This is a genomic window from Micromonospora okii (genome assembly GCF_020884795.1).
GTDB classification, from domain to species: domain Bacteria; phylum Actinomycetota; class Actinomycetes; order Mycobacteriales; family Micromonosporaceae; genus Micromonospora; species Micromonospora okii.
This window is the reverse complement of the sequence record NZ_BBZF01000013.1, coordinates 67,214-91,179: the sequence shown is the minus strand read 5'-3', so window position 1 is coordinate 91,179 and position 23,966 is coordinate 67,214. Positions and strand designations below refer to the sequence as shown.

Genomic DNA, 23,966 nt, shown 5'->3' with positions numbered 1-23,966 from the left:
CGGATCGGCCCGGACGTGAACCGGGTGTGAACACCTTTTCCGGGCGCGCCCGGGGTGATCCGGCGTTGAACCGGTCGAGGGCGCCGGGCGTGCTTACCGGGCGGACGCACGCGCTGCCCGACTGTGGAACCGCTCGACTCCGCGACGCGACGAGGAGGCCGCCATCAGCGACCACGACGCGCGACTGCTGCGCACGTTGCACGACGAGCACGCCGACGCGCTGCACGCGCACGCCCTGCGGCTGGTCAACGGCGACCGGACGCGGGCCGAGGACCTGGTGCAGGAGACGTTGCTGCGGGCGTGGCGGCACCCGGAGTCGCTGGACCCGACGCGGGGCTCGGTGCGGGCGTGGCTGTTCACCACCGCCCGGAACCTGGCCATCGACGCCTGGCGGCGACGCTCCACGCGGGTCGGCGAGGTCTACACCGACGAGCTGCCGGAGCCCCCGGAGGCGGTCGACGAGGCGGAACGGGCGGTGCAGGCGTGGACGGTCGCCGAGGCGCTGGACCGGCTCAGCTCGGCCCACCGGGAGGTCCTGGTCGAGTGCTTCTACCAGGGGCGGTCGGTGGCGGAGGTGGCGGCCCGGCTGGGCGTGCCGGCGGGGACGGTGAAGTCCCGCACCCACTATGCGCTGCGCTCACTACGGTTGGTGCTGGCGGAGATGGGGGTGACCGAATGACCCGCTGCGAGTTCGCGCACGACGACGGCGCGTACGTGCTAGGGGCGCTCGCCCCCGCCGAGCGGGCCGCCTACGAGCGGCACCTGGCCGGCTGCGCCTGCTGCCGGGAGGCGGTGGCCGAGGTCGCGGCGCTGCCCGGGCTGTTGGGTCGGCTCGATCCGGCCGGGCTGAAGCGGCTCCTGGGGCCGAGGCCCGCCGCCGCCGACCGGGTGCCCGTGCCGCCCGCCGAGGACCGCAGGCGCCGACGCCGCGAGCGGTGGGCCACCCGCCGCCGGTACGTTCCGGCCGCGCTGGCCGCCGCCGTCGTGGCGGTGCTCGCCGGGCTCGCCGTGCCCGGTCCCCGGTCGGGCGGCGAGGCGACCCCGACGCCAACCCCGCAGCCGCCGATGGTCTCCATGCGGCCGGTCGCGGGGTCGGCGCCGCTGCGCGCCGAGGTGCGGCTCGCCGGCACCGCGTGGGGCACCGAGGTCACCATGCGCTGCGGGTACGACCGGCGCGGCGGTCGCCGCGAGGCGTACACGTTCCGGCTGGTGGCGCACGGCCCGGACGGGAGGACCGAGCAGGTGGGCTCCTGGCTGGCCGCCCCCGGCGACGAGGTGCGCTTCACCGGCGTCACCCGCTTCACCGGCGGTGAGCTGGTCCGCCTGGAACTCCTGCGGGCCGACGGCACCCCCGTCCTCGCCTACGACGCCCCCTGAGCGGGCGGCCCGGCGAGGGGTCGGGTCAGCGGCCCGGACCGGGGGTCGCGAGCGCCAGGTCGGCCGGGGCCGGGGTGCGGCGGGCACGGCGGGAGTGGCGCAGGGCGTCGACGGTGAAGACCAGCAGGGCCAGCCAGACCAGGGCGAAGCCCGCCAGACGGGCCGGGGGCATCGGCTCGTGGAAGATGAGCACGCCGCAGGCGAGCTGGAGGATCGGCGCGACGTACTGGAGCATGCCCAGCGCGGTCAGCGGCAGCCGGTTGGCCGCCCCGGCGAAGAACAGCAGCGGGATCGCCGTCGCCGCCCCGGCGAGCACCAGCAGCGCGGTGTGCCCGATGGAGACGTGGCCGAACGTGGCCCCGCCGTCGGCGGCGAGCCAGCCCAGGTAGCCGAGGGCGGGCAGCGCCAGCACCGCCGACTCCACGAAGAGCCCCTCCGCCGCCGGCAGCCCGAGCCGCTTCTTGACCAGCCCGTACGCGGCGAAGCTGACCGCCAGGGTGAGGGCGAGCCAGGGCAGCCGGCCGTAGTCGACGGTGAGCACGGCCACCGCGCCCGCGCCGACGCCCAGCGCCACCCACTGCCCGGGGCGCAGCCGCTCGCGCAGCACGCCCACCCCGAGCAGCACCGACACCAGCGGGTTGATGAAGTAGCCGAGCGCCGTCTCCACCACCCGCTCGGAGTTCACGCCATAGATGTAGGTGCCCCAGTTGACGGCGACCAGGGCGGCGGCGAGCACGATCCCGGCCAGCGCCCGGGGCCGCCGCGCCAGCGCCCGCAGGAAGCCGATGTTGCGCATCGCGGCGAGCAGCAACGCGACGAAGACCACCGACCAGACGATCCGGTGCGCCAGGATCTCCATCGGGCCGGCGGGCTTGAGCAGCTTGAGGTAGAGGGGGAAGAAGCCCCAGAGCAGGTACGCGCTGAGGCCGTAGAGGTATCCGAGGCGGAGCGGGGTCACGGCTCCACTGTAAGGGGTGGAGCGGCCATCTGTTCCTTTCAGGTGACCTGGCTCACCCGATCGACGTACTCCATCCAGCGGCCCGGGTCGACGGGGGCGAAGCCGACCTTCGCGTACACGTCGTGCGCATCGACGGTGGCCAGCACGATCCGGCGTACCCCCAGCTCGGCCAGATGGTCGCGGACCGCGCCGGCCAGCCAGGTGCCCAGCCCCCGGCCCCGCGCGGAGCGGTCCACGTAGACGTCGCAGAGCCAGGCGAACGTCGCCCCGTCGGTGACCACCCGGGCCACCGCGACCTGGCCGCCGTCGCCGGCCCGGTAGACACCGAACGGCAGCGAACCGGCGAACGCCCGGTCGACGGTCTCCCGGTCCCGCCCGAGCGCCCAGTAGGCGTCCGTGGAGAGCCAGTGGTGCACCAGGCCGAGGTCGAGTCGGGCCGGGTCGGTGCTGAGCTGGTGACCGTCGTCGCGGGTCACGGTGAAGGCGTGGGCCGGGGTGATCACACCCCGACGCTAGCCCCGCCGACCCGTCCGTTCGCCGGCCAATTCCCGCCCGGTGGCCGGGGCCCGCTCAGTCGCGGTCGAGGACGGTGCCGAGCAGCCAGGTGACGATGCCGACGAAGAGCGCGCCGAGCACCGCCTCGGGCCAGAAGCCGTCGACGTGGAACGGCAGCCCCACCTCGCCCGCGATCCAGCTCGTGAGCAGGAAGAGCAGCCCGTTGACCACCAGCGCGATCAGGCCCAGGGTCAGCAGGTAGAAGCCGCAGCCGACCGTCTTGACGATCGGCTGGAGCACGGCGTTCACGACGCCGAAGATGGCCGCGACGACGACCAGCGTGACGACCGCCTCGCCGGCCGAGGCGGTGTCGAGCGTGATGCCCGGGATGAGCAGGGTGGCCAGCCAGAAGGCGACCGCCGTGCTGCCCAGCCGGATCAGTGAACCCGTGAGGAGACCCATGGCCACGGATGGTGTCACGCCGCCGCCACCGCCGGGAACCGCGCGGGCCTGCACCGAGCGGCTCAGCCCCGGCCCGGTGCCCCGATGAGCTGCGACTCGATCGGGGTGGGGCGGAGCAGCGCCCAGCGCAGGGCCCGCCGGTTGACCACCGCCACCATGTCCTCCCGGATGCGGGTCAACCACTCCGCCGAACCGCCGAGGCCCAGCGCGGCCCCGGCCACCGCGGCCTGGCCGGGGCTCAGCGGTTGCAGCACCACCAGGTCGGCGCGGCCCAGCGCGTCGGCGTCCGCCGGGGTGAGGTCGTCGCGCACCACCAGGGTGGACTGCCAGGCCGGCCCGGGGCCGTCGTCGCCGGGGGGCGCGCCCGCGTCCACCACGAGCAGCAGCGGCCGCAGCGGCGAACCGGCCGCGCCCTCCACCGGCCGACCCGGCGACAGCACCGGAATCGGCCCGTCGGGCGTGCCGACGCCCCGGACGAACCGCTCCCACGCGCGCGGACGCGTCGTCCGGACCGCCACCCGGGCGCCCAGCGCCATCGCCCGCAGAACCACCAACTGGGCTGCGCGCACGCCGCCCACCAGCACCAGCCGGGTGCCCTCCGGGCGGAACAACCGGATCGTCACGGCCCCGCCCCGCCGGTTGGCCCCGACCATCAGCCCCGCCTCGCCGACCGGTAGCTCCAGCGCGTCCAGGGTGGCGGGGTCGGCGGCTGCCCCCGGCACGCCGAGCGCCAGCGGCAGCGTGCCGGCCAGCGCGGGAAGCTGCTGGCCGTCGAGCCGGTCGACCGCGCCGCCCGCGTCGTCCACCAGCCGCCGCAACGCCTGCGCCGCCGCCGACAGCTCGCCGGGGGCCCAGGCGGCCAGCCGTACGGCCAGCTCGGCCGGCGTGGCCGCGTCGTCGGCGCCGGCGCGCGGGCCCACGCAGAGCGAGACCGTGGTGGCCGCAGCCGGCAGGGTGAGCAGCCGGGACGCCAGCCGCCGCCCGCCGTCGACCCGAGTGTCCGGCCCGTGGGCCCGCGCACCGGCCCCGAGCCGGACCCGGAACGTGGCCTGGAGCAGGCCCCCGGTCCGCACCGTGGGCCAGGACTCCAGCACCGGCTCGCCGTCGCAGTGGTGGGCCAGCTCCCCGAGCACGCGCAGCGCGGCGTGCTCGCCCAGCGGGCGGGCCGCCACCGGCCCCAGTCGGCGCACGATCCGCCGCACCACCCCGGAGAGGGCGGCCCGCAGGCTCTCGTCGCTCCAGCCCTCCACCCGCAGGGCCCGCACCGCCAGCAGCGCCGAGTCGCGGCCGGCCAGCCGTCCGTCGGTGAGCTGCCGGTACGACGTCGCCACCGTGCTGCCGCCGACGGCGGCGGCCGGCGCGGGTGAGCCCACGAGCAGGAGCTGGAGTCGGAGCGGGGGCAGCTCCGGGCCGGGCGGCGGCAGCAGCGTCGACGGCGCGGGCAGGAGCCGGGGGCGGTCGCCGAGCGGGTCGCCCGGGTCGCCGAGCTCCAGCACGGCGGTCAGGCCGTCGGCGTCGTCGAGCACCGCCGCCGGGTCGCCGGCCAGCTCCACGGCGCGGACCACCGCGCCCGGGTCGAGCAGATCCAGCAGCGCGCCCGGCCCGCTCCCCGGCGCGAGGGCGCGCCGCCGGCAGAGGTGGCCCACCCCGACCCCGAGCCAGGAGTGCAGCCACCGGCCCCGGACCCGCACCCAGGCGCCGGCCAGCAGCGGCGCGGCCACCAGCGCGGCGACCGCCGTCACGGCCGCGCCCCGACCCGTCGCGGCGGCGACCAGCGCCACCGCCACCTGCGTGGCGATCACCTGGCCGGCCCGCACCCGGGCCGCCGGCCGCCGCGCGGCGGGAATCCACCGCGCGGGCAGGGGCTGTCGGTGTGCCGGCGTTACCGGGGCCGGATGCGTGGCCGGGGCCGTGGTCGTGCTGGCCGTCACCGCGTCTCCTCAGCGCTCGCCCGGCGACGGGCGAGGTCGGGCCCGGCGTCGGTGCGGACGGTGCCGCAGCGTCATCGTATGACTCCACCCCGGCACGGCGGGGCCCGTCGTTGTCCACAGGGGACCGTCACGGGGTAGCAGAACCGCCACCGGGCCGCTACCGTCAGCGACGAACCCGCTGACCTGCCACCCCCCCCGAGACCTTCCGCCGGGCGGGGCGAGCGGCGCGTCCGCCGAGGGCGCGCCCGACGGCCAGCCACGATCGAGGAGACGAGGTGACGTCCGGGGTGTCCCAGACCCAGGCAGAAGCCGCGGTCATGCAGCAGACCGCCGCGAAGTTCGAGCAGGTCGACCAGTCCCTGCAGTCCATGCTGACCGGCCTGCTGGCCCAGTTGGAGGTGTTGCAGCAGGCGTGGCGGGGCGCCGGTGGGCGCTCGTTCGAGCAGGTCAAGCAGCAGTGGTCGCAGGACCAGGCGGCGCTGCACCGGGCGCTGCGGGAGACCGCGGGCGCCATCCGCACCGCCGGCCAGCAGTACGACGTATCCGACAGCGAAGCCGCCAGCCGGGTCTCCGGCACCAACCGCGGCATCCAGTTGCCGCTGTAGCACCTCCCGGAAAGGGGATCATCCGATGGACCACGGTGTGCTGGTCGTCAACTTCGCCGCCCTGCAACAGTCCGGCGCCGACATCCAGTGGGCGCTGAACACGCTGGACAGCCAACTCGGGCAGCTCGAACGGGACGCCGCGCCGCTGGTGGCGAGCTGGGACGGCGAGGCCCGGCAGGCGTACGAGCAGCGGCAGGCCCGCTGGCGCTCCGCCTCCCAGGACCTCCAGGCGATGCTGCGCGACATCAAGCTCGCCGTCGACGACTCCGCGTCCGACTACCTCGACACCGAGAAGCGGAACACCAACCTGTTCCAGTGAGCCGCCCCGGCGGCGGCGCCCCGGCCGGTCGGTCCGCCGGGTGCCGCCGCCGAGGCTGGTCGGTCCGGCGGGTGCCGCCGCCCGGCTCTCCATCGGCCCGCCGGGTGCCACCGTCGTGGTGTCCGGCGCTCAGTCGGCCGGGCGCCAGCGGCGGCGCAGGCCCCGGGGGAGCACCACGGCCAGCAGCGCCGCCCCGGCCACGGCCGCCCCGGTGACGGCGGCGACGGCCAGCGACCGGTCCCGGGCCGCCGCGCGGCGGGACTGCCGGGCCAGCAGCGCCGGATCGGCCCGCTCCGCCGGCAGCGCCCAGGCCGCGCGCTCCCGCCCCCCGGGGCCGGCCCCGGTCTCGGCGACCGCCCGGTGCGGGTTGAGCACCCCGGCGCCGTACCCGCCGCCGACGCCGTCGCCCGGGGCCGGGTCGGCCGTGGCGAGGAGCCGCCCGGTCACCTGCGCGGCGGTCAGCTCCGGGCGGTACTGCCGCACGAGGGCTGCGGTGGCCGCCACGAACGGGGCGGCGTAGCTGGTGCCCTCGGCCCGCCGGTGCCCCTCGGCCGGGGCGGCCATCAGCACCTCGCCGCCGGGGGCGACCAGGTCGACGTACGGGCCGGTCTGGGAGAAGTCGGCGCGCCGCCCGTCGGGGCCGATCGCACCGACCCCGAGCACCCCCTCGTAGGCCGCCGGGTACGGGCGGGGGTCCCCGCTGTCGTGCAGGTTGCCTGCGGCGGCCACCACCACCACGTCCCGCGCCACCGCGTAGCCGACCGCCGCCCGGACGGCCGGGTCGTCCGCGTACAGCACGACGGAGAGGTTGAGCACGTCGGCGTCGTGGTCGACGGCCCAGCGGATCGCCCGCGCGAAGTCGGCCGCGCTGACCGTGCGCCCGGACTCGCGGCCGGAGACCACCTGCTGCTCGCTGACCCGTACGGGCAGGACGCGCGCGGCGGGGGCGAGGCCCCGGAACGCCACCCCGGGCTGCGGCCCGGCCGCGATGATGCTCGCCACACCGGTGCCGTGCCCGGCGCAGTCCGCGCCGCCGTCGCCGCCCGGGTCGAGGAAGTCGGCCCCCGGGGCGACCCGCCCGGCCAGTTGCGGGTGCCGCCGGTCCACCCCCGAGTCGATCACCGCCACGGTGACGCCGGCCCCCGTCGCGAGCGCGGAGAGGCGCTCGGGGGCGTACCGCTGCTGTGCCCACGGGGTGGCCGCGACCGGACGGGCCGGCGCGGGCGGGGTGGCGCAGTCGGGCGCCGCGCGGGGCGTGCCGGCCGCGTGTGCCGGGGCGGGCAGCGCGGCCAGGAGCGCCGCCGCCGCAGTGGCGAGGGCGGGGCGCGCGACGGGCCGGGACATCGACCGCCTCCGTATGGTGTCGGCTCCGGAACAGGATGTTATCCGCATCGGGGCCGCCCGGCCGGGCGGCACCGGCCAGCCATTGTGATCTTGTTACTACCTTGTAGGTTGTACGCGATGCCTATGGCCTGTTCGCGGGAGGAGAGGTGGCCGTGACCGACTGGGAGCCGGCTACCGAGGCCGAAGCGGCGATGCGGGACGCGCTGCGCGCCAACGACCAGGAGCTCTACTTCCGCATCCTGGCCCGCACCGAGCTACTGCTGCCGGTCTCCGCGGAGGCGCTGTCCGGGCAGGCCCCGCCGGGCTGGGGCACCTGGACCACCAACGGCCGCACCCACGTTCTCGCGTTCACCTCGCCCGCCGCGCTGCGGGCCTGCCTGGGCGGGAACCCCGCGCCCAGCCGGCGCAGCGCGTACGCCGCCCTCGCCGCCGAATGGCCGAACCACGAGTGGTGGCTCGCGGTCAACCCCGGCCTGCCCATCGAGGGATACCTGCCCGCCTGGTTCGTCTCCCAGCTCTCCCGGGGCGACGTGCGGCTGCCCGGCCGCACCATGGGCGCCCGGGCCCGCCTGGAACGCGCGGAGTCGGTCGCCAAGGCCCGCGCCACCGCCGTGGTCGCCGGGCGGGACGCCACCGTGGCGTCGGCCCCTGGCCCGCAGGACGCCACGCGGGGCGGACCGCCCGCCCCGGTCACCAGGCCCGAGGCGGTCCCGCCGGAGGCCGCGCCGGCGATGACCCCGCTCCGACCGCCTGCCCCGGTGGACGGGCCCCTCGCCGCGCCCCGCCCCGACGGGCCCACGGCGCGCGGGCCCGGTGCCCTCGGGCCGGCCGGAACGGGCGCCGGCCCCGCCGACCCCGGGCCCGGCCGGCAGGCCGACGGGCTGGCGGCCGATCCCGCGCCGGGCGGCTCGGGGTGGCTGAACGTGCGGCGTCGACCCCCCGCGCCACCAGCGCAACCCGCACCGGCCGACACCCCGGTCGGTGCCGCCCGGCCGGTCGACCCGCCGGGCCCGTCCGCCCCGCCCAACTCCTTCTTCGAACCGGCGTCCGGCCGGAACCGGGCGGCCCGGCCGCTCGGCGAGCCGCGCCGCCCGGCCGAGCAGGCCGCCCCGCCGGCGCGGGGGTTCGCCGCCGGCGGCCAGGCGTTCCCCCGTCGTCGGCCCGCGCCGGAGCCGCTCGCCGAGCAGCAGACCCACGCCTTCCGCCCTGGTGCCCCCGCCGAGCCGCCGACGACGGCCTTCCCGCCCGCCCAGACGTCCCCGGGCGACACGTCCCATGCCGGCGAGCCGCCCCCGGCCTTCCGCCCCGCGTCCACGGGGGAACCGCCCCGCACTTCCCCCGACCAGGAGGCCACCCGCCCCATCAGCCTGGGCGGCGGTGCTGCGGCGGCGGAGGTCACGCGCCCCATCAGTCTCGGCGGCGGTGCTGCGGCGGCGGAGGTCACCCGCCCCATCAGCCTGGGGGGCGGTGCGGCGGAGGTCACGCGCCCCATCAGTCTCGGCGGCGGTGCTGCGGCGGCGGAGGTCACCCGCCCCATCAGCCTGGGCGGCGGTGCGGCGGCGGAGGAGGCCACCCGACCCATCGGCCTCGGCGGCGGCCCGGCGGCCGACGAGGTCACCCGCCGTCTCGGCGTGACCGGCGGCCCGGCCTCCGGTGAGCTGCCGCGCCGCGGGCCGGTGCCCGGGGTCGCGCAGGCGTTCCCGCGCCCCCGCCCGGGTGCGGCCGACGAGGAGGCCACCCGGCCCCTGCCGGGGCAGCCGGCGACCCCCGTCGAGGAGCTGACGGAGGAGGCACCCGGGGCGCTCGCCGAGTCCGCTGGCGAGCCGACCGCGACCCGCCGCTCCTTCTCGCCCATCGTCATCGAGGGCACGGTCATCGAGGGCACGGTCATCGAGTCGCGGGAACTGCCCGCCACGCAGGAGGCGATCCCGCTCGGCCCCGGGGCGTCCGCGCCGCCGGCCCCCGAGCCCGTCGTCGCAGACCCGGTGACCGGTACGCCCGCCGCCGGGCCCGACGAGCAGGTCGTCGCGTCCGCCGCCCCGGCAGCGGCCGAGCCGACGATGTCGCTGTTCACCCCGGCGGGGCGGCCCGAGCCCGACGCGGCGGCCGACTCCCCCTTCCACCCGACCGACGAGGCGTCCCCCGCCCCGCCCCCGGCCCCCGTCGCCACGGCCCCGACGCCCGACCCCGCCCTCACGCCCAGCGCGGAGCCGACCACCGCCCCGGGGCCGACCACCGATCCGGACCTGAGCACCGCCCCGGAGTCGACCACCGATCCGGAGCTGGACACCGCCCCCGGGTGGGGCACCGATCCGGGGGCGAGCACCGATCCGGGGACGGCAGCGGCCTCCGAGCCGGCGCCCGACCTCGACCCCGAGCCCGAGTTCCGGGCGGCCAACGACGTCGAGGAGGAGCTGCTGGCCGCAGCCGGTGCCGGCAGCACCGACACCTTCCTCTCCACCCTGCTCCTGGCCCGGGTGCTGCTGCCCGTCGCGCCGGACTCCGCGCCCGGCAGCCGCCCGGGGGAGCCGGGCTTCGTCTGGCGGACCGAGCGGCTCGACGGCGAGACGTACGTGGTGGTCTACACCTCCCCGGAGCGTCTGGCCGACCACCTCGACGAGCCGGTGGAGACGGTACGGGTCAAGTTCGCCCGGCTGATCCGCCGCTGGCCGGACGACGCCTGGTCGTTCGCCGTGAACCCGAACACGCCGGTGGGCGCGAAGCTGCCCGGCGAGCAGATCGTCGCCCTGGCGAACTGGGCCGCCGAGGTGGGGCTCGGCGACGACGTCGAGGCCGAGCCGGAGCCGCAGCCGCAGGCGGTCCCCGAGGCGTCGGCCGGGGCGTCCCGGCACGTGCCGCCGCCGGTGGACCCGAGCCGGCCCGTGGTGATGCAGAAGACCATCGCGCCGAGCCAGCTCTCCTACTACCTGGAGCGCGGCTACGACCGGGTCTCCGGCTTCGTGCACCGGGCCAACGAGCTGGCCCACCTGAACACCCCGGCCAGGCTGCACGACGCGTTGGGCCTGAGCTACCCGGGCTCGCCGTTCTCCCGGGACGCCGAGGAGATCTACGTGCTGCGCTGGCCGGCGCACCGGCCGAGCCTCTACCGCATCCCCTACGGCGGGCAGAACGAGGCCGCGATGCGGGCGATGGAGGGCTGGGTCATCGAGCGCCCGCCGTTCCGGGGCAACGGCTTCGCGCCGGGGGAGAGCAGCGACGTCGTGGCCGAGTTCAAGGTGGACAGCGCGCGGCTGCCGCACGGCGCGCAGCTCTGGCGGATCGGCGCGGACGGCACCGAGCGGATGGTCGCGGTGCTGGACACCGACGCGCTGCTCTGGCGACGCCGGGACGGTGGGGCGTGATGCGCGACGGCTACGTGGCCCGCTGGCGGGGCCGGGAGTATCAGGCCAGCCCGGACGGCGAGGACGTGCGGCTGTACCAGCCGGAACCCGGTGACGGCTTCGAGGAGATCCGTCCCGGCCGGTACGTCCGGGTGCTTCCCGCGTCCGAGGTGGACGAGCTGGCGTACGTGCGGACCACCTGCGTGTGGCAGGGGCAGCCGTTCATCGTCCTCGGCGAGCACGACGGCTGGCTGCGGGTGGAGTACACCGGCGGCCGGTGGCCCGTGGCGCAGGCGATGGGCCTGGAGGTCTTCGACTTCGGCGTGTACCAGGGCTGGGCGCCGGCCGGCGAGGTCGCGGACCTGCGCGAGCGGCGCCTCTGACTCCCCGCCGCGCGGCTCAGGACTTCGCCCAGCGCAGGATCTCGCCGAGCACCGTGTCCCGGGCCTCGACGTGCGGGAAGTGCCCGACGTCGTCGAGCAGCCGCCACTCGTAGGGGGCCGTCACGTACCGGCCGGAGCCCTGGGCGGTGCGCGGCAGGGAGGCGGCGTCCAGGGCGCCGTGCAGTTGCAGCGTCGGGGTGACCAGGGGCTTCTGCATGAGCCGGACGAACCGGTAGCCGTGCAGCCGCAGCACCGACCGGAACGCCCAGCGGTAGCCCTCCAGGGCGCAGAACGCCGCCTGTGGGATGCGCATGGCCTCCCGGCAGCGCCGGGCGTACGCGTCGAACTCGGGCCCGTCCACCCACTGCGGCCCGCCCCAGCGGCGCAGCATCTCCTCGACGGCAGCCGCGTCGTCCCGGGTGAGCAGGTGCTCGTAGCGGGGGAGCTGGAACTTGAGCGTCGGGGTGGAGGCGGCGAACTGGCCGCGCGGGTCGGCGAAGATGGCGGCCCGCAGCCGCAGCGGGTGGGGTGCGCCGAGCACCACGAGCCGGCGCACGAGCGTCGGGTGGAACGAGGCGACGGTCCAGCCGATCATGCCGCCCGCCCCGGTGCCGACCACGGTGGCGGCGCGCTCGCCGAGGCCCCGGATCAGGCCGGCGACGTCGGCGGCGAGGGTGTAGCCGTCGTACCCCCGGGGTGGCTTGTCGCTGGCGCCGTACCCGCGCAGGTCGACGGCGACCGCCCGGAACCCGGCGTCGGCGACGGCCGGCAGGATGTCGTGCCAGGCCCACCAGTGCTCGGGGAAGCCGTGCAGGAGGAGCACCATCGGGCCGGTGCCGGCCTCGACGACGTGGAAGCGGCTGCCGTTGGCGCCGACGAAGCGGTGCGTCCACGGCCCCTCGGTGAGGACGCAGGACTCGTCGACAACCCCGCCGCGCTGCTCGGTCATGGCCCCAGCCTAGGACCCCGGCGCGCGGGGCGGTCCCGGCGATCCGACCCGGCCGGTGGCACCGGGGTGCGGAAAGGGCGATGCCCGGGCAGGTGACCTGCCCGGGCATCGCGGTGGTGCGGTCGATCAGCCGATCAGGAGAAGCGGACCTTGACCGAGGTCCCCTTCTCCTGGAGCACCTTGATCTTGGTGCCGGTGGCCGGGAGCTTGACGCCGTGGTTCGGCAGCTCCGGGTACCAGTACTGCTTGGTGTCGTCGAACAGCGGCTGCGCGGCCTGACCCCGGACGTACTGGGCCTGGCCGTTGATGTGCAGCGTGAACGAGTCCGCCTTGCGCAGGCCGAACGTCGCGTCGTAGACCTGGACGCGGGCCCGCCACGGGTTGCCGGTCAGGTTGTAGATCGGCGCCGGGTGCGCGTCGATGACCATGTTCCGACCCTCGCCCGGGTGGGCGAACGTGTCGTTGTCGGGGAACCGGAGGTTCCAGTACGAGATCAGCAGACCCTCCTGGTACGCGTAGTGGTCCACGTAGTCCGGGCGGGTGGTGCCGTAGCCGAAGTAGTACGGGCCGGTCTTGAGGTACTTGTCGTACGACACGTACGTCCGGTTGCCGGCGATGTAGTAGTTGTCGAAGAGCCGGGTGTACGTCGCGTCGACGGTGCTGAAGCCCTTGAGCGTCCAGGTGCCGGTGCCGTTCTCGGCGCCGTCGGAGGAGAGGGTCTGCCCGTCGGCGGTCAGGGTGACGTTGTCGCCGAAGAAGCCGCCCGAGGAGACGCCGCCGTCGGTGACGTAGCGGAGGCGGACCTGCGCGACCTTGCCGGCCACCGAGTTCAGCGGGACGTTGAGGTCGGTCCACCGGCCGCCGCTGCTGCCGGTGAGGCCCGGCGTCGGGTCGTTGCTCGACACCGGCGGGATCGGCCGGCCGTCCACGGTGCCGGGGAGCGTCGCCCAGGTGGCCCCGCCGTCGGTCGACGCCTCGAAGAAGAGGTAGTCGTAGCCGGCCTCGATGTCGTACCGGCCCTTGAGCGACAGCGCCGCCGAGGTCTTCCCGGTGAGGTCGACGGTCCTGGTCATCGCGTTGTCCAGGTCGTCGTCGTTGCCGGAGAAGAACTGCTTGCTGCCCTCGAAGGGCTTGCCGTAGTTGAAGGTGTACTCCCGCTGCGGGAGCACCACCACGGCGGCCTGCGGCTTGGCGGAGTTGTACTCCTGCGGGCCCAGCTCCAGGGTCTTCTTCTGACCGGCCTTGACCACCTCGTAGTCGAGCCAGCCGAGCTGGAGCTTGTTCCAGGCGCCGAGGTCGCCGCCGCGCTCGCCGATGCCGCCGTCGCCCGGCCTGCTGAGCCGGCTCTGGGCCATCAGGGTCCAGTGCTCGTTGTTGTTGTCGCCGCCGTTCATGACGTTGTAGTCGTCCGGCAGGCCCAGGTCGTGCGCGTACTCGTGGTAGAAGACGCTCCGGCCACCGTTTTCCGGCTGGATCGTGTAGTCACGGATCCAGATGCCGGTGTTGCCGATCTCGGTGCCGCCGATCGGGAAGTTCGGCGGGCCGGTGCGCGAGGTGTTGAAGGCAGACCAGCGGTGGCTCCAGATCGCGTCCTCGCCCTGGTACGGGTCGCCGTCGGCCTGGTCGCCGCCGGAGTGGACGATCTGGAAGTGGTCGATGTAGCCGTCCGGCTCGTTGAAGTCGCCGTCGCCGTCGTAGTCGAAGCGGTCCCACTGGTCGAAGGACTGCATCTCGGTCTTGATCTGGGCGTCGGTGCGGCCCTTGGCCTTCTGGTCGGCCACCCACTGGTTGGCGGCGTCGCGCACCAGCTCCCAGGTGTTCTGGCAGTTGTTGTCGGCGCAGACGGCGGGGTCGCCCGTCGGGTCGTCGTCGGCCTTCGGGTCGTCGGAGCGACCGTAGCGTGCCGCGTTGTACTTGACCTTCACCCAGTCGGTGACCTGGCCCTCGACCGTGTACCGGCCGGACGACTGGGCCTCGAAGTACTTCTTGACCGACTCGTCGTCCTTGCCCTTGCCGAAGTACAGCTCGCGGAAGTAGTCGGCGCTGTAGTCCGCCTGCCACACCGTCGAGTTGTCCACGGCCCGGTTCGGGGCGGGGATCTCGTTGTGCTGCGGACCGTCGAACGTGCGCGGACCCGCGATGTCCGGGTTGATGTCCTTGTCGGGGTAGTCCGGGTGACGCTCGTCGCCGTACTCGGCGAGGATCACGAAGATCCGGTCAGTGCGCTCCCGGGCCAACTCGACGTACTGGTCCTTCTTGCCCGCCTTGGCGCTCCGGGCCCCGGCCGCAGCCGCCGCGCTACCGGCGGTCTCGCCGACCTTGACGACGGTGCTGCCGTTGATCTTCTGCGCCTTGGCCCGGCCGGACAGGACCTCGCTGAGGCCCTCCTGGCGAAGCGCGCGGCGCTTGTCCTCGAACTTGTCCGGCAGATCGTGACGATCCGCTGGGGCCTTCTCGGCGGCCGACGGGGCGGCCGGCGGGAGCTTCGGAGTCGGCGCGGCGCTGGCGGACGTGCCCACCACCAGTCCCGATGCCGTCAGCGAAAGCCCGAGCAGACCCACTGCGACTTTCCGCACGTGGTACCTCCGGTGTGAGGGAGCCGGCCCAGACGGGGGTAGGGCCGGTGGTCCCACGGGTGGGACCAATGGTGAACATAGAGTCTGGTGGGACCGGTGGGAAGGTACGCGCGGCCATTTGTGGCAGTCTTTCGTCGGCGACGCCCTCCACCGTCACAATCCACTTGATCCCGTGCATGCGGGAAGGGGCCGGTGGCGTCGCCGCCACCGGCCCCTTCCCGTCGATCAGGAGATCAGTTCTTGACCACGATGGTCATGTTGTCCGTCGGCTTCTTGCCCTGCGTCAGGATGGCGATCGTGGTGCCGGTGCCGGCGACCTTCACCGAGTTCTGCGGGTTCTCGGCCGACCAGTAACGGTCGATCTTGCTGTCGTTGAACACCGGGTTCGGGTTGAGCTTCGGCACGGTGACGCCCACGCCGTTGACGTGGAACGTCTGCGCCGGCTTCGCGTACCAGCTGAACGTGGCGTCGTAGCCGTTGCGCCGGTTGGTGATGGTGCCGCCGGCGCTGGTCCGGATCGGCCCCGGGCGGACGTCCACCGGGAGGTTCAGGCCGTAGCCCGGGTGCTCCGAGGTGTTGTTGTCGCCGTAGGCGTAGTTCACGTACCAGACCAGCAGGCCGGGCTGGTTCGGGAACCGCTCGACCCAGTTCGGGCGGCTGTTGGCGAAACCGTAGTTGTACCCACCGGTGCGCAGGGTGTCGTCGTACCCGAAGTACGTCCGGTTCTCCGCGATGTAGAAGCGGGGGTACGAGTCGGTGACCGAGCCGCCCATCCGGGTGAAGCCCTTGGCCGTCCACGCCGGGTCGAGGCTCTCCGCGCCGTCGGTCCAGACGGTGGTGCCGCCCTTGACCAGCGAGATGTTGTCCAGGAACGCGCCGGCCAGGTGGACGCCGCCGTCGCTCTGGTAGCGGTAGCGGAACTGCACGGTCTGCCCGGCGTACGCCGACAGGTCGTAGGTCAGGTCGATCCACTCGCCGTTGCTGGAGCCGTCGACGCCGGTCTCACCCGCGTCGATCAGCGAGTTGCCGAGCTGCGACCAGGTGGCGCCACCGTTGGTAGAGACCTCGGCGTAGAGGTAGTCGTAGTCCTCTTCGATGTCGAACCAGGCCTTCGCGGTGATCGACGCGGACGTCGTACCGGTCAGGTCGAGCTGGCGGGCCAGCGTGGTGTTCAGGTCGTCGGCGCTGCCACCCCACCACTCGTTGGCCCCCGCGAACGGGGTGTTGTACGAGGTGGTCTGGGTCTGCGGCGGCAGGTTCACCACGACCGCCTGGGCCTTCGGCCCGTCGCTGTCGCCGGCCGGGCCGAGCGGCAGGACCGTGCTGCCCTTGCCGTACTCGACCGTGGAGTGGTTGAGCCAGCCCATGAGGAGCTTCGACCACGGGTCCATGTAGCCCGGCGTCGAGCCGATGTCGTCCTTGCCGCGGCTCAGCCACGAACCCGAGGCCATCAGGCTCCAGAAGCCCACCCCGTTGTCGCCACCGTTGGTGTCGTAGAGGTCCGGCAGGCCGAGGTCGTGGCCGTACTCGTGGGCGAACACCCCGAGGCCACCGTTCTCCGGCTCCGTGGTGTAGTCACGGATCCAGATGCCGGTGTCGCCGATCTGCACGCCGCCGGACAGGTTGCCCGCCGGGCCGGCGCTGCCGGCCAGGTTCGGGAACGCGGCCCACCGGTGCGACCAGATGGCGTCCTCGCCCTGGGCGCCGCCGCCGGCCTCCTCGCCCTCACCGGCGTGGACGGCCTGGAAGTGGTCGATGTAGCCGTCGGGCTCGTTGAAGTCGCCGTCGCCGTCGAAGTCGTAGCGGTCCCAGACGTCGAACTGCTTGAGGTAGTCCTTGATCTGCTGCGGCGTCTTGCCGGCGGCGACCTGGGAGTCGTACCAGGAGGTGGCGCTGTCCTTGACGAAGTTCCAGTACCCGTCGGCCTCGGAGATGGCGGGGCTGCCGTACCGGGACTCGTTGAAGGGCACGGTGACCCAGTCGGTCACGTCGCCGCCGACGGTGTACCGGCCACCGGACTGCTTGAGGTAGAAGTCCCGCATGGACTCGCCCTCGCCGTAGAACATGTCCTGGTAGTGGGCGCGGTTGAAGTCGGAGCGCCACAGCGTGCTGTTGTCGTCGGTGGCGTCGCCGTTCCAGTTGCGGTCCGGCTGGGCGATCTGGTTGACCTTCGGGCCGGCGGTGCCGCCGGTGCGCGGGTCGGTGCGGTCACCGAACTGGACCAGCATCGTGAAGATCGGGTCGACCTTCGGCGCCTGCTGGTACTCGACGAACTTGTCGTTCTTGATCTGGATGACCTTGGAACCGTTGCGCGTCTGGAGCTTGACCTTGCCCTGCAGCAGGTCGGCGACGGCCTGCTTGCGGACCTCACGCTGCTGGTCCGCCTTGGCGTCGGGCAGGTTGTCCCGACCACGCTCGACCTTGGCCTTGCCGGCCCCGGGGATCGGCTCCGCCGCCGGGGCGGCGGACACTGGGGCCGTGACGACGCCGGTCGCCAGCAGCGCGGCCGCGGCCGAGGCCAGACCGGCTGTGACTCGTCTCCTCAAAGGTCCTCCTCCTTTGTGGAACTGTGACATGACGGCCGCCACCGAGGTCGCCGCTGTCATGCGTGCGCCTGTCACCCTCGCAGAGGATTCGGCCGTTGTCACTGCTTGACAAGCCCGGGAAATCGGCGGAAAGGCGCGGGCGAAGGCCACCAAATCGGGGCCAACCGGCGGCATTGCGCGGGGTCGTTCCACATTACGGTTTGGCTACGGCAGCCGACGCCGGCCGCGCCGCCCGCGCCGCCTACGACGTCCGCGCCGCCTACGACGTCCGCGCCGCCTACGACGTCCGCGCCGCCTACGACGTCCGCGCCGCCTACGACGTCCGCGCCGCCTACGACGTCCGCGCCGCCTACGACGTCCGCGCCGCCTACGACGTCCGCGCCGCCTACGACGTCCGCGCCGCCTACGACGTCCGCGCCGCCTACGACGTCCGCGCCGGCCACGACGCCCGCGCCGCCTACGACGCCCCGCGCCGGCGACAACGCCCCGCGCCGGTCCCGGGGGCCCCGGCGTCCGGGCCGCCGTCGCACAAGGAGCGGGGCCCGCCCGGAGCGATGTGCTCCGGACGGGCCCCGCCGGGACGTGCGACTGACAGCGGTCAGGGCCGCGCCGAGGTCACCTTCACCGTGGCGACCTTGTTGTCGAACGCGGTGCGCTTGACCGTGAGCGAGACGCCGTAGTTCACGCCCTGGTCACCGGGGTTGCCGGTGCCCAGCACGATCGCGCCGCCGCCCAGGGTGACCCCGTAGAACTGGGTCGCCGGGGTGCCGTCCGGGTTGACCACCCGGGTCGTGTACGGCGCGTTGTTGCGCGACGGCACCACCACGGAGGCGTCGTTGTCGCGGGCGTACGCCGCGCCGTCGCGCATCTCGATGCCCGGGTACCAGCCCTTGGCGTCGGTGAAGCCGCGCACCGGCTTCTGCGAGGCGAACCACGTGCAGTACTCGCTGTACGGCTCGTCCGGCGCCTCCAGGCACTCCCGGAACCCGGGCGTCTTGTTCAGGCCGAACGCCGCGTTCGCCGACTGCGGCCGGCTCGGCAGGTTGTCCAGGACCGACGGGTCCTTCTCGGCCGCCGTGCCCTTCCGGCGGTACGGGTCGTAGTGCGAGTCGACGATCAGCAGGCCGCCCTTGGCGCCGTAGCTCGGCAGCGCGGTCATCTGCGCGGTCGTGTGGTTGACGTCGCCGAGCGCGGTGTCCCGGTACCAGACCAGCATGCCCGGGGCGTTGTAGGAGAACTTGTCGACCTTCCACGCCTCGTGCGAGTAGACCGTGTCGTAGCCGTACTTCAGGCCGTTGTCGAAGCCGTCGAAGTTGCGCCACTCGGCCAGGTAGTAGTGCGCCCGCCGCTCGGTGCCGGAGTTGACGTTCCAGCCCGCGCCGGTGGTGTCGGTGAAGGTGCCGCCGGTGGCGGTCCAGCCGTTCGCGCCACCCTCGACGTCGTCGCTCCACACGGTCGCGCCGCCGGCCGTGACGGAGAAGTCGTCGGCGAACCAGCCGCGCTCCACGAACGCCTCGTCGCTGGCGTAGCGGAGCCGGACCTGCACGGTCTGCCCGGCGTACGCCGACAGGTCGACGTAGTCGTGCCGCCAGCCGTTGGTGGAGCCGGTCAGGCCGTACTTCTTGTTGCCGAAGTCGACCATGCGGCCGTTCGGGTCGGCGTAGTTGTCGTTCGTGGTGACCAGCGCGCCACCGGCGTCGTAGACCTTCTGCTCCTTCCAGGTCGCCCCGCCGTCGGTGGAGAGCTCGACGAAGCCGTAGTCCCAGTCCGCCTCGATGATGTAGTTGTTCCACATCCAGAACTTGGCGTCCGCCGCCGCGGGCACGTTGACCTGGCGGCTCAGCTTGACGTCGGCCCAGTTCTGGTCCGCGCCGCTGTGCCACATCTTCGTGCCGCTGTGCGGCACGGCCATCGTGAGCACCTTGTCCGGCAGGTCGACCTTGATGCCGTCCGCCGTGCCGACGGGCGTGCGCGAGGTCTGGCCGACGCGGATGTCACGCGGCTTGGTGCCCGGGGCGATGGTCACCGGGTCGGCCCAGCCGAGCACCCACTTGTCCCAGATGCCCATGTGGGTGGGGAGCGCCTGGAAGATCTCGCCGCTGTGCGACCCGGAGGCCATCAGGTCCCAGAAGTCCACGTCGGAGTCGGCGTTGCCGGAGCTGTCGTAGAGGTCCGGCAGGCCCAGGTCGTGGCCGAACTCGTGGGCGAAGACGCCGACGCCGGCGTCCTCCGGCTGCACGATGTAGTTCGACGCCCGGATGTTGGTGCCGGGGATGGTGTAGCCGCCCGCGATGGTCGAGGAGTGCGCCCAGACCGCGTAGGTGCCCTCGGCGCCGCCGCCGCGCGACTTGCCCTGGCCGGCGTGCGTCAGCACGAGGTGGTCGATCACGCCGTCCGGCTCGAAGAGGTTGCCGTCGCCGTCCCGGTCGGCCTGGTCCTCGATGTCGTAGTCGGCCCAGGGGAAGTTCGGGTCCTTCGCGGCGAGCGCGTCGATGGCGTCCGTGGCGAGCCGGCCCGCGCCCTGCGGGTTCTCCGGGTGGCCGTTCATGGCCTGCTCACGGCCGGCGACCCAGTTGCCGTTCTCGTCCTGGAAGCAGCGCGACGCCGCGTACCAGCCCTCCGAGTGCGGCACGGTGACCCACGGGCTGGCCTGCCCGTCGACCGTGTACGCCCCCTTGGACATCTCCAGGTACATGTTGCGCATGGTCCGGCCGGCGAGGCTGACGCCCTTCTTGCCGTCCGGCCCCGTCAGGTCCGTGCGGACGCGCTCGGTGATGCCCTTCTCGCTGTAGAGCATCTTGTTGTAGTGGTCCGGGGAGAAGTCCGGCACCCACATGGAGTTGTTGTCCTTGTGCGGCAGGCTCGCCGGGTTCGGGATGTTGTTGTGCTTCGGCCCGTTCTGCACGGTGCCGGGGACGCAGGTCCGGTCCTCGAAGACCGTCTTCGGGACCATGACGCCGGTGAAGTCGTCGTTGGCCTGGTCGTTGAACTCCACGAGCAGGGTGAGCAGCTTCGCCGTCTGGGTCTTCTCGGCCTTTTTGATCCACCGTGGGCTCTTGCCCGTGCGGATCGCCTGGGCCTCCAGCTTCGCGAGCTGCCGGGCCGTCACCGGGTTGCCGGCGGCGAACTTCCGGTCGTACGCCTGGGCCTCGTCCGCCGCGCTGGTGTACACGCCGCCGGGGCCCTTGACCTCCTTGCCGGCGGTGTCAGGCTGCACCTCCGGCTCGGCGTAGTTGATGTAGTGCTCGTCGGCCCCGATCGTGGCGGGGGCCGGGCGGGACGTCTCGGCCGACGCGGTGCCGGTCACGGTCAGTGACGCGGCTGCGAGGGCAATGGCGGGCAGCGCGACGAGTATCCGCCTGCGTGACCCGGTTCGGGGGTTGGTGTGCATGCCGCTCCGTTCTGGGGCATGGGAGAGGGAACCGGCCGGGCCTGCGCAGTGACATGCGTCGAACCGGCCGATGCGGCTGAACCTAAAGGACAGAGGAGTCTTCCGACAGTGGGAATCGACCCCTGTGTCCGTTCAGGCCGGTGCCTCTCCACCGACCGTCCGACCGCCCGAGGCGGCCCGCTCACCCCACGTCGGCGTGCCGACGGCACGAACGCAGGTGGGTGGCGGCCCGAACGGACCGCCACCCACCTGCGGGTACGCCTGTCGTCACTCCTCGTCGGACTTGCCGCCGCCCATGCCGGTGGAGATCAGCTCCATCACCGAGGAGTCCTGGAGCGTGGTGACGTCGCCCAGCGACCGGTTCTCCGCGACGTCCCGCAGCAGCCGACGCATGATCTTGCCGGAGCGGGTCTTCGGCAGCTCCGGCACCAGCATGATCTGCCGGGGCTTGGCGATCGGGCCGAGGGTCTTCGCGACGTGGTTACGCAGCTCGGTGATGAGCTTCTCGCCCGCCTCGCCCGAGGTGTCGGCCGTGCCGCGCGGGATGGCGAACGCCACGATCGCCTGCCCGGTGGTCGGGTCGGTCGCGCCGACCACCGCCGCCTCCGCGACCGACGGGTGCGACACCAGGGCGGACTCCACCTCGGTCGTGGAGATGTTGTGGCCCGACACCAGCATCACGTCGTCGACCCGGCCGAGCAGCCAGATGTGCCCGTCGTCGTCCTTCTTCGCCCCGTCCCCGGCGAAGTACATGCCCTCGAAGCGGGACCAGTACGTCTCGACGAACCGGTCGTCGTCGCCCCAGATGGTGCGCAGCATCGACGGCCACGGCTCGCGCAGCACGAGGTAGCCCCCGCCGCCGTTGGGCACCGACTGGCCCTGGTCGTCCACCACGTCGGCGACCACGCCCGGCAGCGGGGTCATCGCCGAACCCGGCTTGGTCTCGGTGACGCCGGGCAGCGGGGAGATCATGATGGCGCCCGTCTCCGTCTGCCACCAGGTGTCCACGATCGGCAGCTCACCCCGGCCGACGTGCTGGCGGTACCACATCCACGCCTCGGGGTTGATCGGCTCGCCGACGCTGCCCAGCAGCCGCAGGGAGGACAGGTCGTAGCCAGCGGGGATGTCCTCGCCCCACTTCATCATCGTGCGGATCAGCGTCGGGGCCGTGTACAGGATGCTGACCTTGTACTTGCCCACGATCTCCCAGAACCGGCCCTTGTGCGGGGTGTCCGGCGTGCCCTCGTACATGACCTGGGTGGCGCCGTTGGCCAGCGGGCCGTACACGATGTAGGAGTGGCCGGTCACCCAGCCGATGTCGGCGGTGCACCAGTAGACGTCGGTCTCCGGCTTCAGGTCGAACACGGCGTGCGCCGTGAACGCCGCCTGCGTGAGGTAGCCGCCCGTGGTGTGCAGGATGCCCTTCGGCCGGGCCGTGGTGCCGGAGGTGTAGAGGATGAACAGCGGGTGCTCGGCGTCGAACGCCTCGGCGGTGTGCTCGGTCGACGCCTGCTCCACCGTCTCGTGCCACCAGCGGTCCTTGGCCGACCAGGCGACCTCCTCGCCGGTGCGGCGGACCACCAGCACGTGCTCCACCGACGGGCAGTTCGCCACCGCCTCGTCCACCGTCGGCTTCAGCGCCGACGGCTTGCCCCGGCGGTACCCGCCGTCGGCCGTGATCACGACCTTGGCGCTGGCGTCCTGGATGCGGTTGGTCAGCGCGTCGGCGGAGAAGCCGCCGAAGACCACGCTGTGCGTCGCGCCGATCCGGGCGCAGGCCAGCATCGCCACCGCCGCCTCGGGGACCATCGGCAGGTAGATCGCCACCCGGTCGCCGGCCGCCACGCCCAGCTCGGTCAGCGCGTTCGCCGCCTGGCAGGTGAGCTTGTGCAGCTCGGCGTACGTGATGGTGCGGGTGTCGCCCGGCTCGCCCTCCCAGTGGATGGCGACCCGGTCGCCCAGACCCGCCTCGACGTGCCGGTCCAGGCAGTTGTACGCCACGTTCAGCCGGCCGCCGACGAACCACTTCGCGAACGGCGGGTTCGACCAGTCGAGCACCTGGTCCCACTGCTGCGCCCAGGTCAGCCGGCCGGCCTGCCGCTCCCAGAACGCGAGCCGGTCGGCGGCGGCCTCGTCGTACGCGTCGGCGGTGACGTTGGCGTTCGCGGCGAGTTCGGCCGGGGGCGCGAACTGCCGCGTCTCGTTCAGCAGATTGGCCAGTGCCTCGCTCATGCCGGAACTCCCTCGTCGCTTCGTGACCTGCGTCGCGTACCCCGCAGAGGTTAGTCCGACGACGCCCGCCCGCGACAGGTGCCGTCGCGGTGCCCGCGCCGAGCGGCCCCCACCTCGCGCCGAACTGTAAGGAAAGCATCCTATTAACGCCTCCGGTCGGAAGGAGGGCACCCCTCTCAACCGCTCCACTGGTCGGGACGCGGCCGCAGCGGGCTACGGCAGACGTGGCGCGGGTGCGGCGCGGGTGGCTCGCGTCGCGTTGTCGGTGGCTCGGGCTCGGGCGGGTCGCCCGGGTCGCTAGCGTGGCGGGGTGACCACCGACCCGCTCGCCCCGCTGCTCGCGCTCGCCGACATCGCCCCCGCCGTCGAGCGGGCCCGCGACCGCGTCGACGCGGCGATGCGCCACCGCGCGCTGCGCCGGCACGGCGGCCAGGTAGCGGCCGAGGTCAGCCTGCGGTCCGCCGTGGCCAGCGCCGCCCTGGAGGGGTACGCCCACGAGCGCGAGTCCGTCCGCGCCGGCACCGTCACCGATGCGGTGCTCCAGGGGGCGCTGCGGGTGGCCGGCGCGCTGCCGGGGCTGACCGAGCGCTGGCCGAGGGCGCCCCGGCAGGTCCTCGCCCGGCTGCACGTCCTCGCCGCCCGGGACGCCGTACCCGAGAACGAGCTGGGGCGGCCGGTGGCCGACCCGGTGGTCGGCGCCCGGCTGGACGGCCTGGCCGGGCTGGTCGCCGGCGGCACGACGGTGCCCCCGCTGGTGCTCGCCGCCGTGGTGCACGGCGAGCTGCTCAACCTGCGCCCGTTCGCCGGGCCGTCCGGACTGGTCGCCCGGGGCGCGGCCCGGCTGGTGCTGATGTCCGCCGGCTTCGACCCGCGCGGCCTGGTCGCCGTCGACGTGGGCCACCGCGAGCGGGAGCCGGAGTACGTCGGCGCGGCCGGCGCCTTCGCCACCGGCACCCCGGACGGCCTGCGCTCCTGGCTGCGGCACTACATGGCGGCCGTGGAGGTGGGCGCCGACCAGCTCACCGCCGTCGGCGACGAGATCCTCGCCGCCGCCTGA

At 73.9% G+C, this 23,966-nt stretch carries 17 protein-coding genes and 1 pseudogene; 8 read left to right on the top strand and 10 right to left on the bottom strand.

From position 1 onward, the window contains the following. Positions 1-163 precede the first annotated feature (163 nt). Together LPU43_RS03410 and LPU43_RS03405 are read left to right on the top strand one after the other, a co-directional pair. Positions 164-679: a sigma-70 family RNA polymerase sigma factor gene (locus LPU43_RS03410; RefSeq protein WP_255684276.1), complete on the top strand. Its 516-nt coding sequence runs from the start codon at positions 164-166 to the stop codon at positions 677-679. Then, positions 676-1,377, top strand: coding sequence for an anti-sigma factor family protein (locus LPU43_RS03405; RefSeq protein ID WP_229398733.1), 702 nt, complete (start codon positions 676-678; stop codon positions 1,375-1,377). Before LPU43_RS03410 ends, LPU43_RS03405 begins: the two co-directional genes overlap by 4 nt. A gap of 25 nt (positions 1,378-1,402) precedes the next feature. Here the strand turns inward: LPU43_RS03405 and rarD are convergent, their stop codons facing one another. The 4 genes and pseudogenes from rarD to eccE all read right to left on the bottom strand — a co-directional run bounded on the left by rarD (position 1,403) and on the right by eccE (position 5,311). Next, positions 1,403-2,335: an EamA family transporter RarD gene (gene rarD, locus LPU43_RS03400; RefSeq protein ID WP_229398732.1), complete on the bottom strand. Its 933-nt coding sequence runs from the start codon at positions 2,333-2,335 to the stop codon at positions 1,403-1,405. A gap of 38 nt (positions 2,336-2,373) precedes the next feature. Continuing rightward, complete coding sequence (locus tag LPU43_RS03395; protein ID WP_229399311.1) at positions 2,374-2,835, bottom strand: GNAT family N-acetyltransferase; 462 nt, start codon at positions 2,833-2,835, stop codon at positions 2,374-2,376. 70 nt (positions 2,836-2,905) lie between these two features. After that, complete coding sequence (locus LPU43_RS03390) at positions 2,906-3,292, bottom strand: phage holin family protein (protein ID WP_229398731.1); 387 nt, start codon at positions 3,290-3,292, stop codon at positions 2,906-2,908. 62 nt (positions 3,293-3,354) lie between these two features. Beyond that, positions 3,355-5,311 (bottom strand): annotated as a pseudogene (gene eccE, locus LPU43_RS03385) (type VII secretion protein EccE). A gap of 199 nt (positions 5,312-5,510) precedes the next feature. On the opposite strand from eccE, the gene LPU43_RS03380 reads away from it, so the two are divergent. Together LPU43_RS03380 and LPU43_RS03375 are read left to right on the top strand one after the other, a co-directional pair. After that, a complete protein-coding gene (locus LPU43_RS03380; protein ID WP_229399310.1) occupies positions 5,511-5,828 on the top strand; it encodes a WXG100 family type VII secretion target in 318 nt (105 codons plus the stop codon). A 25-nt stretch (positions 5,829-5,853) separates the two neighbouring features. Then, the gene (locus tag LPU43_RS03375; protein ID WP_229398729.1) at positions 5,854-6,147 is read left to right on the top strand and encodes a WXG100 family type VII secretion target; all 294 of its coding nucleotides are present in this window, start codon (positions 5,854-5,856) and stop codon (positions 6,145-6,147) included. Between the two features lie 129 nt (positions 6,148-6,276). On the opposite strand, the gene mycP is transcribed toward LPU43_RS03375, so the two are convergent. Beyond that, positions 6,277-7,491 (bottom strand): type VII secretion-associated serine protease mycosin, encoded by a 1,215-nt coding sequence (gene mycP / locus LPU43_RS03370; RefSeq protein WP_229398728.1) that lies wholly within the window; start codon positions 7,489-7,491, stop codon positions 6,277-6,279. Between the two features lie 152 nt (positions 7,492-7,643). Here mycP and LPU43_RS03365 point away from each other — a divergent pair, with 152 nt between their 5' ends. After that, complete coding sequence (locus LPU43_RS03365; RefSeq protein ID WP_229398727.1) at positions 7,644-10,853, top strand: SseB family protein; 3,210 nt, start codon at positions 7,644-7,646, stop codon at positions 10,851-10,853. Beyond that, entirely contained in the window at positions 10,850-11,215 is a 366-nt protein-coding gene (locus tag LPU43_RS03360) for a UCP033725 family protein (protein ID WP_229398726.1), read from the top strand. Before LPU43_RS03365 ends, LPU43_RS03360 begins: the two co-directional genes overlap by 4 nt. Positions 11,216-11,231: 16 nt before the next feature. On the opposite strand, the gene LPU43_RS03355 is transcribed toward LPU43_RS03360, so the two are convergent. The 3 genes from LPU43_RS03355 to LPU43_RS03345 form a co-directional block, all read right to left on the bottom strand. Then, entirely contained in the window at positions 11,232-12,164 is a 933-nt protein-coding gene (locus LPU43_RS03355; RefSeq protein ID WP_229398725.1) for an alpha/beta fold hydrolase, read from the bottom strand. A gap of 134 nt (positions 12,165-12,298) precedes the next feature. Continuing rightward, positions 12,299-14,725, bottom strand: a complete 2,427-nt coding sequence (locus LPU43_RS03350; RefSeq protein ID WP_229399309.1) for an immune inhibitor A domain-containing protein — start codon at positions 14,723-14,725, stop codon at positions 12,299-12,301. A gap of 248 nt (positions 14,726-14,973) precedes the next feature. Beyond that, positions 14,974-17,286: an immune inhibitor A domain-containing protein gene (locus LPU43_RS03345; RefSeq protein ID WP_229398724.1), complete on the bottom strand. Its 2,313-nt coding sequence runs from the start codon at positions 17,284-17,286 to the stop codon at positions 14,974-14,976. A 200-nt stretch (positions 17,287-17,486) separates the two neighbouring features. Between LPU43_RS03345 and LPU43_RS03340 the strand changes: the two genes are divergently transcribed. Further along, entirely contained in the window at positions 17,487-17,966 is a 480-nt protein-coding gene (locus LPU43_RS03340; protein WP_229398723.1) for a hypothetical protein, read from the top strand. Here the strand turns inward: LPU43_RS03340 and LPU43_RS03335 are convergent. Next, positions 17,885-20,593 (bottom strand): immune inhibitor A domain-containing protein, encoded by a 2,709-nt coding sequence (locus tag LPU43_RS03335; protein WP_229398722.1) that lies wholly within the window; start codon positions 20,591-20,593, stop codon positions 17,885-17,887. The two genes, LPU43_RS03340 and LPU43_RS03335, sit on opposite strands and share 82 nt — an antisense overlap. A 351-nt stretch (positions 20,594-20,944) precedes the next feature. Continuing rightward, on the bottom strand, positions 20,945-22,909 hold the full coding sequence (acs, locus tag LPU43_RS03330) for an acetate--CoA ligase (RefSeq protein ID WP_229398721.1): 1,965 nt from the start codon (positions 22,907-22,909) through the stop codon (positions 20,945-20,947). A gap of 310 nt (positions 22,910-23,219) precedes the next feature. On the opposite strand from acs, the gene LPU43_RS03325 reads away from it, so the two are divergent. Further along, positions 23,220-23,966 (top strand): Fic family protein, encoded by a 747-nt coding sequence (locus LPU43_RS03325; RefSeq protein ID WP_229398720.1) that lies wholly within the window; start codon positions 23,220-23,222, stop codon positions 23,964-23,966.

Coding starts and splice junctions, on each gene's coding strand:
- LPU43_RS03405 (WP_229398733.1), top strand. CDS start 676: ATGACCCGCTGCGAGTTCGCGCACGACGACGGCGCGTACGTGCTAGGG.
- LPU43_RS03390 (WP_229398731.1), bottom strand. CDS start 3,292: ATGGGTCTCCTCACGGGTTCACTGATCCGGCTGGGCAGCACGGCGGTC.
- LPU43_RS03375 (WP_229398729.1), top strand. CDS start 5,854: ATGGACCACGGTGTGCTGGTCGTCAACTTCGCCGCCCTGCAACAGTCC.
- mycP (WP_229398728.1), bottom strand. CDS start 7,491: ATGTCCCGGCCCGTCGCGCGCCCCGCCCTCGCCACTGCGGCGGCGGCG.
- LPU43_RS03355 (WP_229398725.1), bottom strand. CDS start 12,164: ATGACCGAGCAGCGCGGCGGGGTTGTCGACGAGTCCTGCGTCCTCACC.
- acs (WP_229398721.1), bottom strand. CDS start 22,909: ATGAGCGAGGCACTGGCCAATCTGCTGAACGAGACGCGGCAGTTCGCG.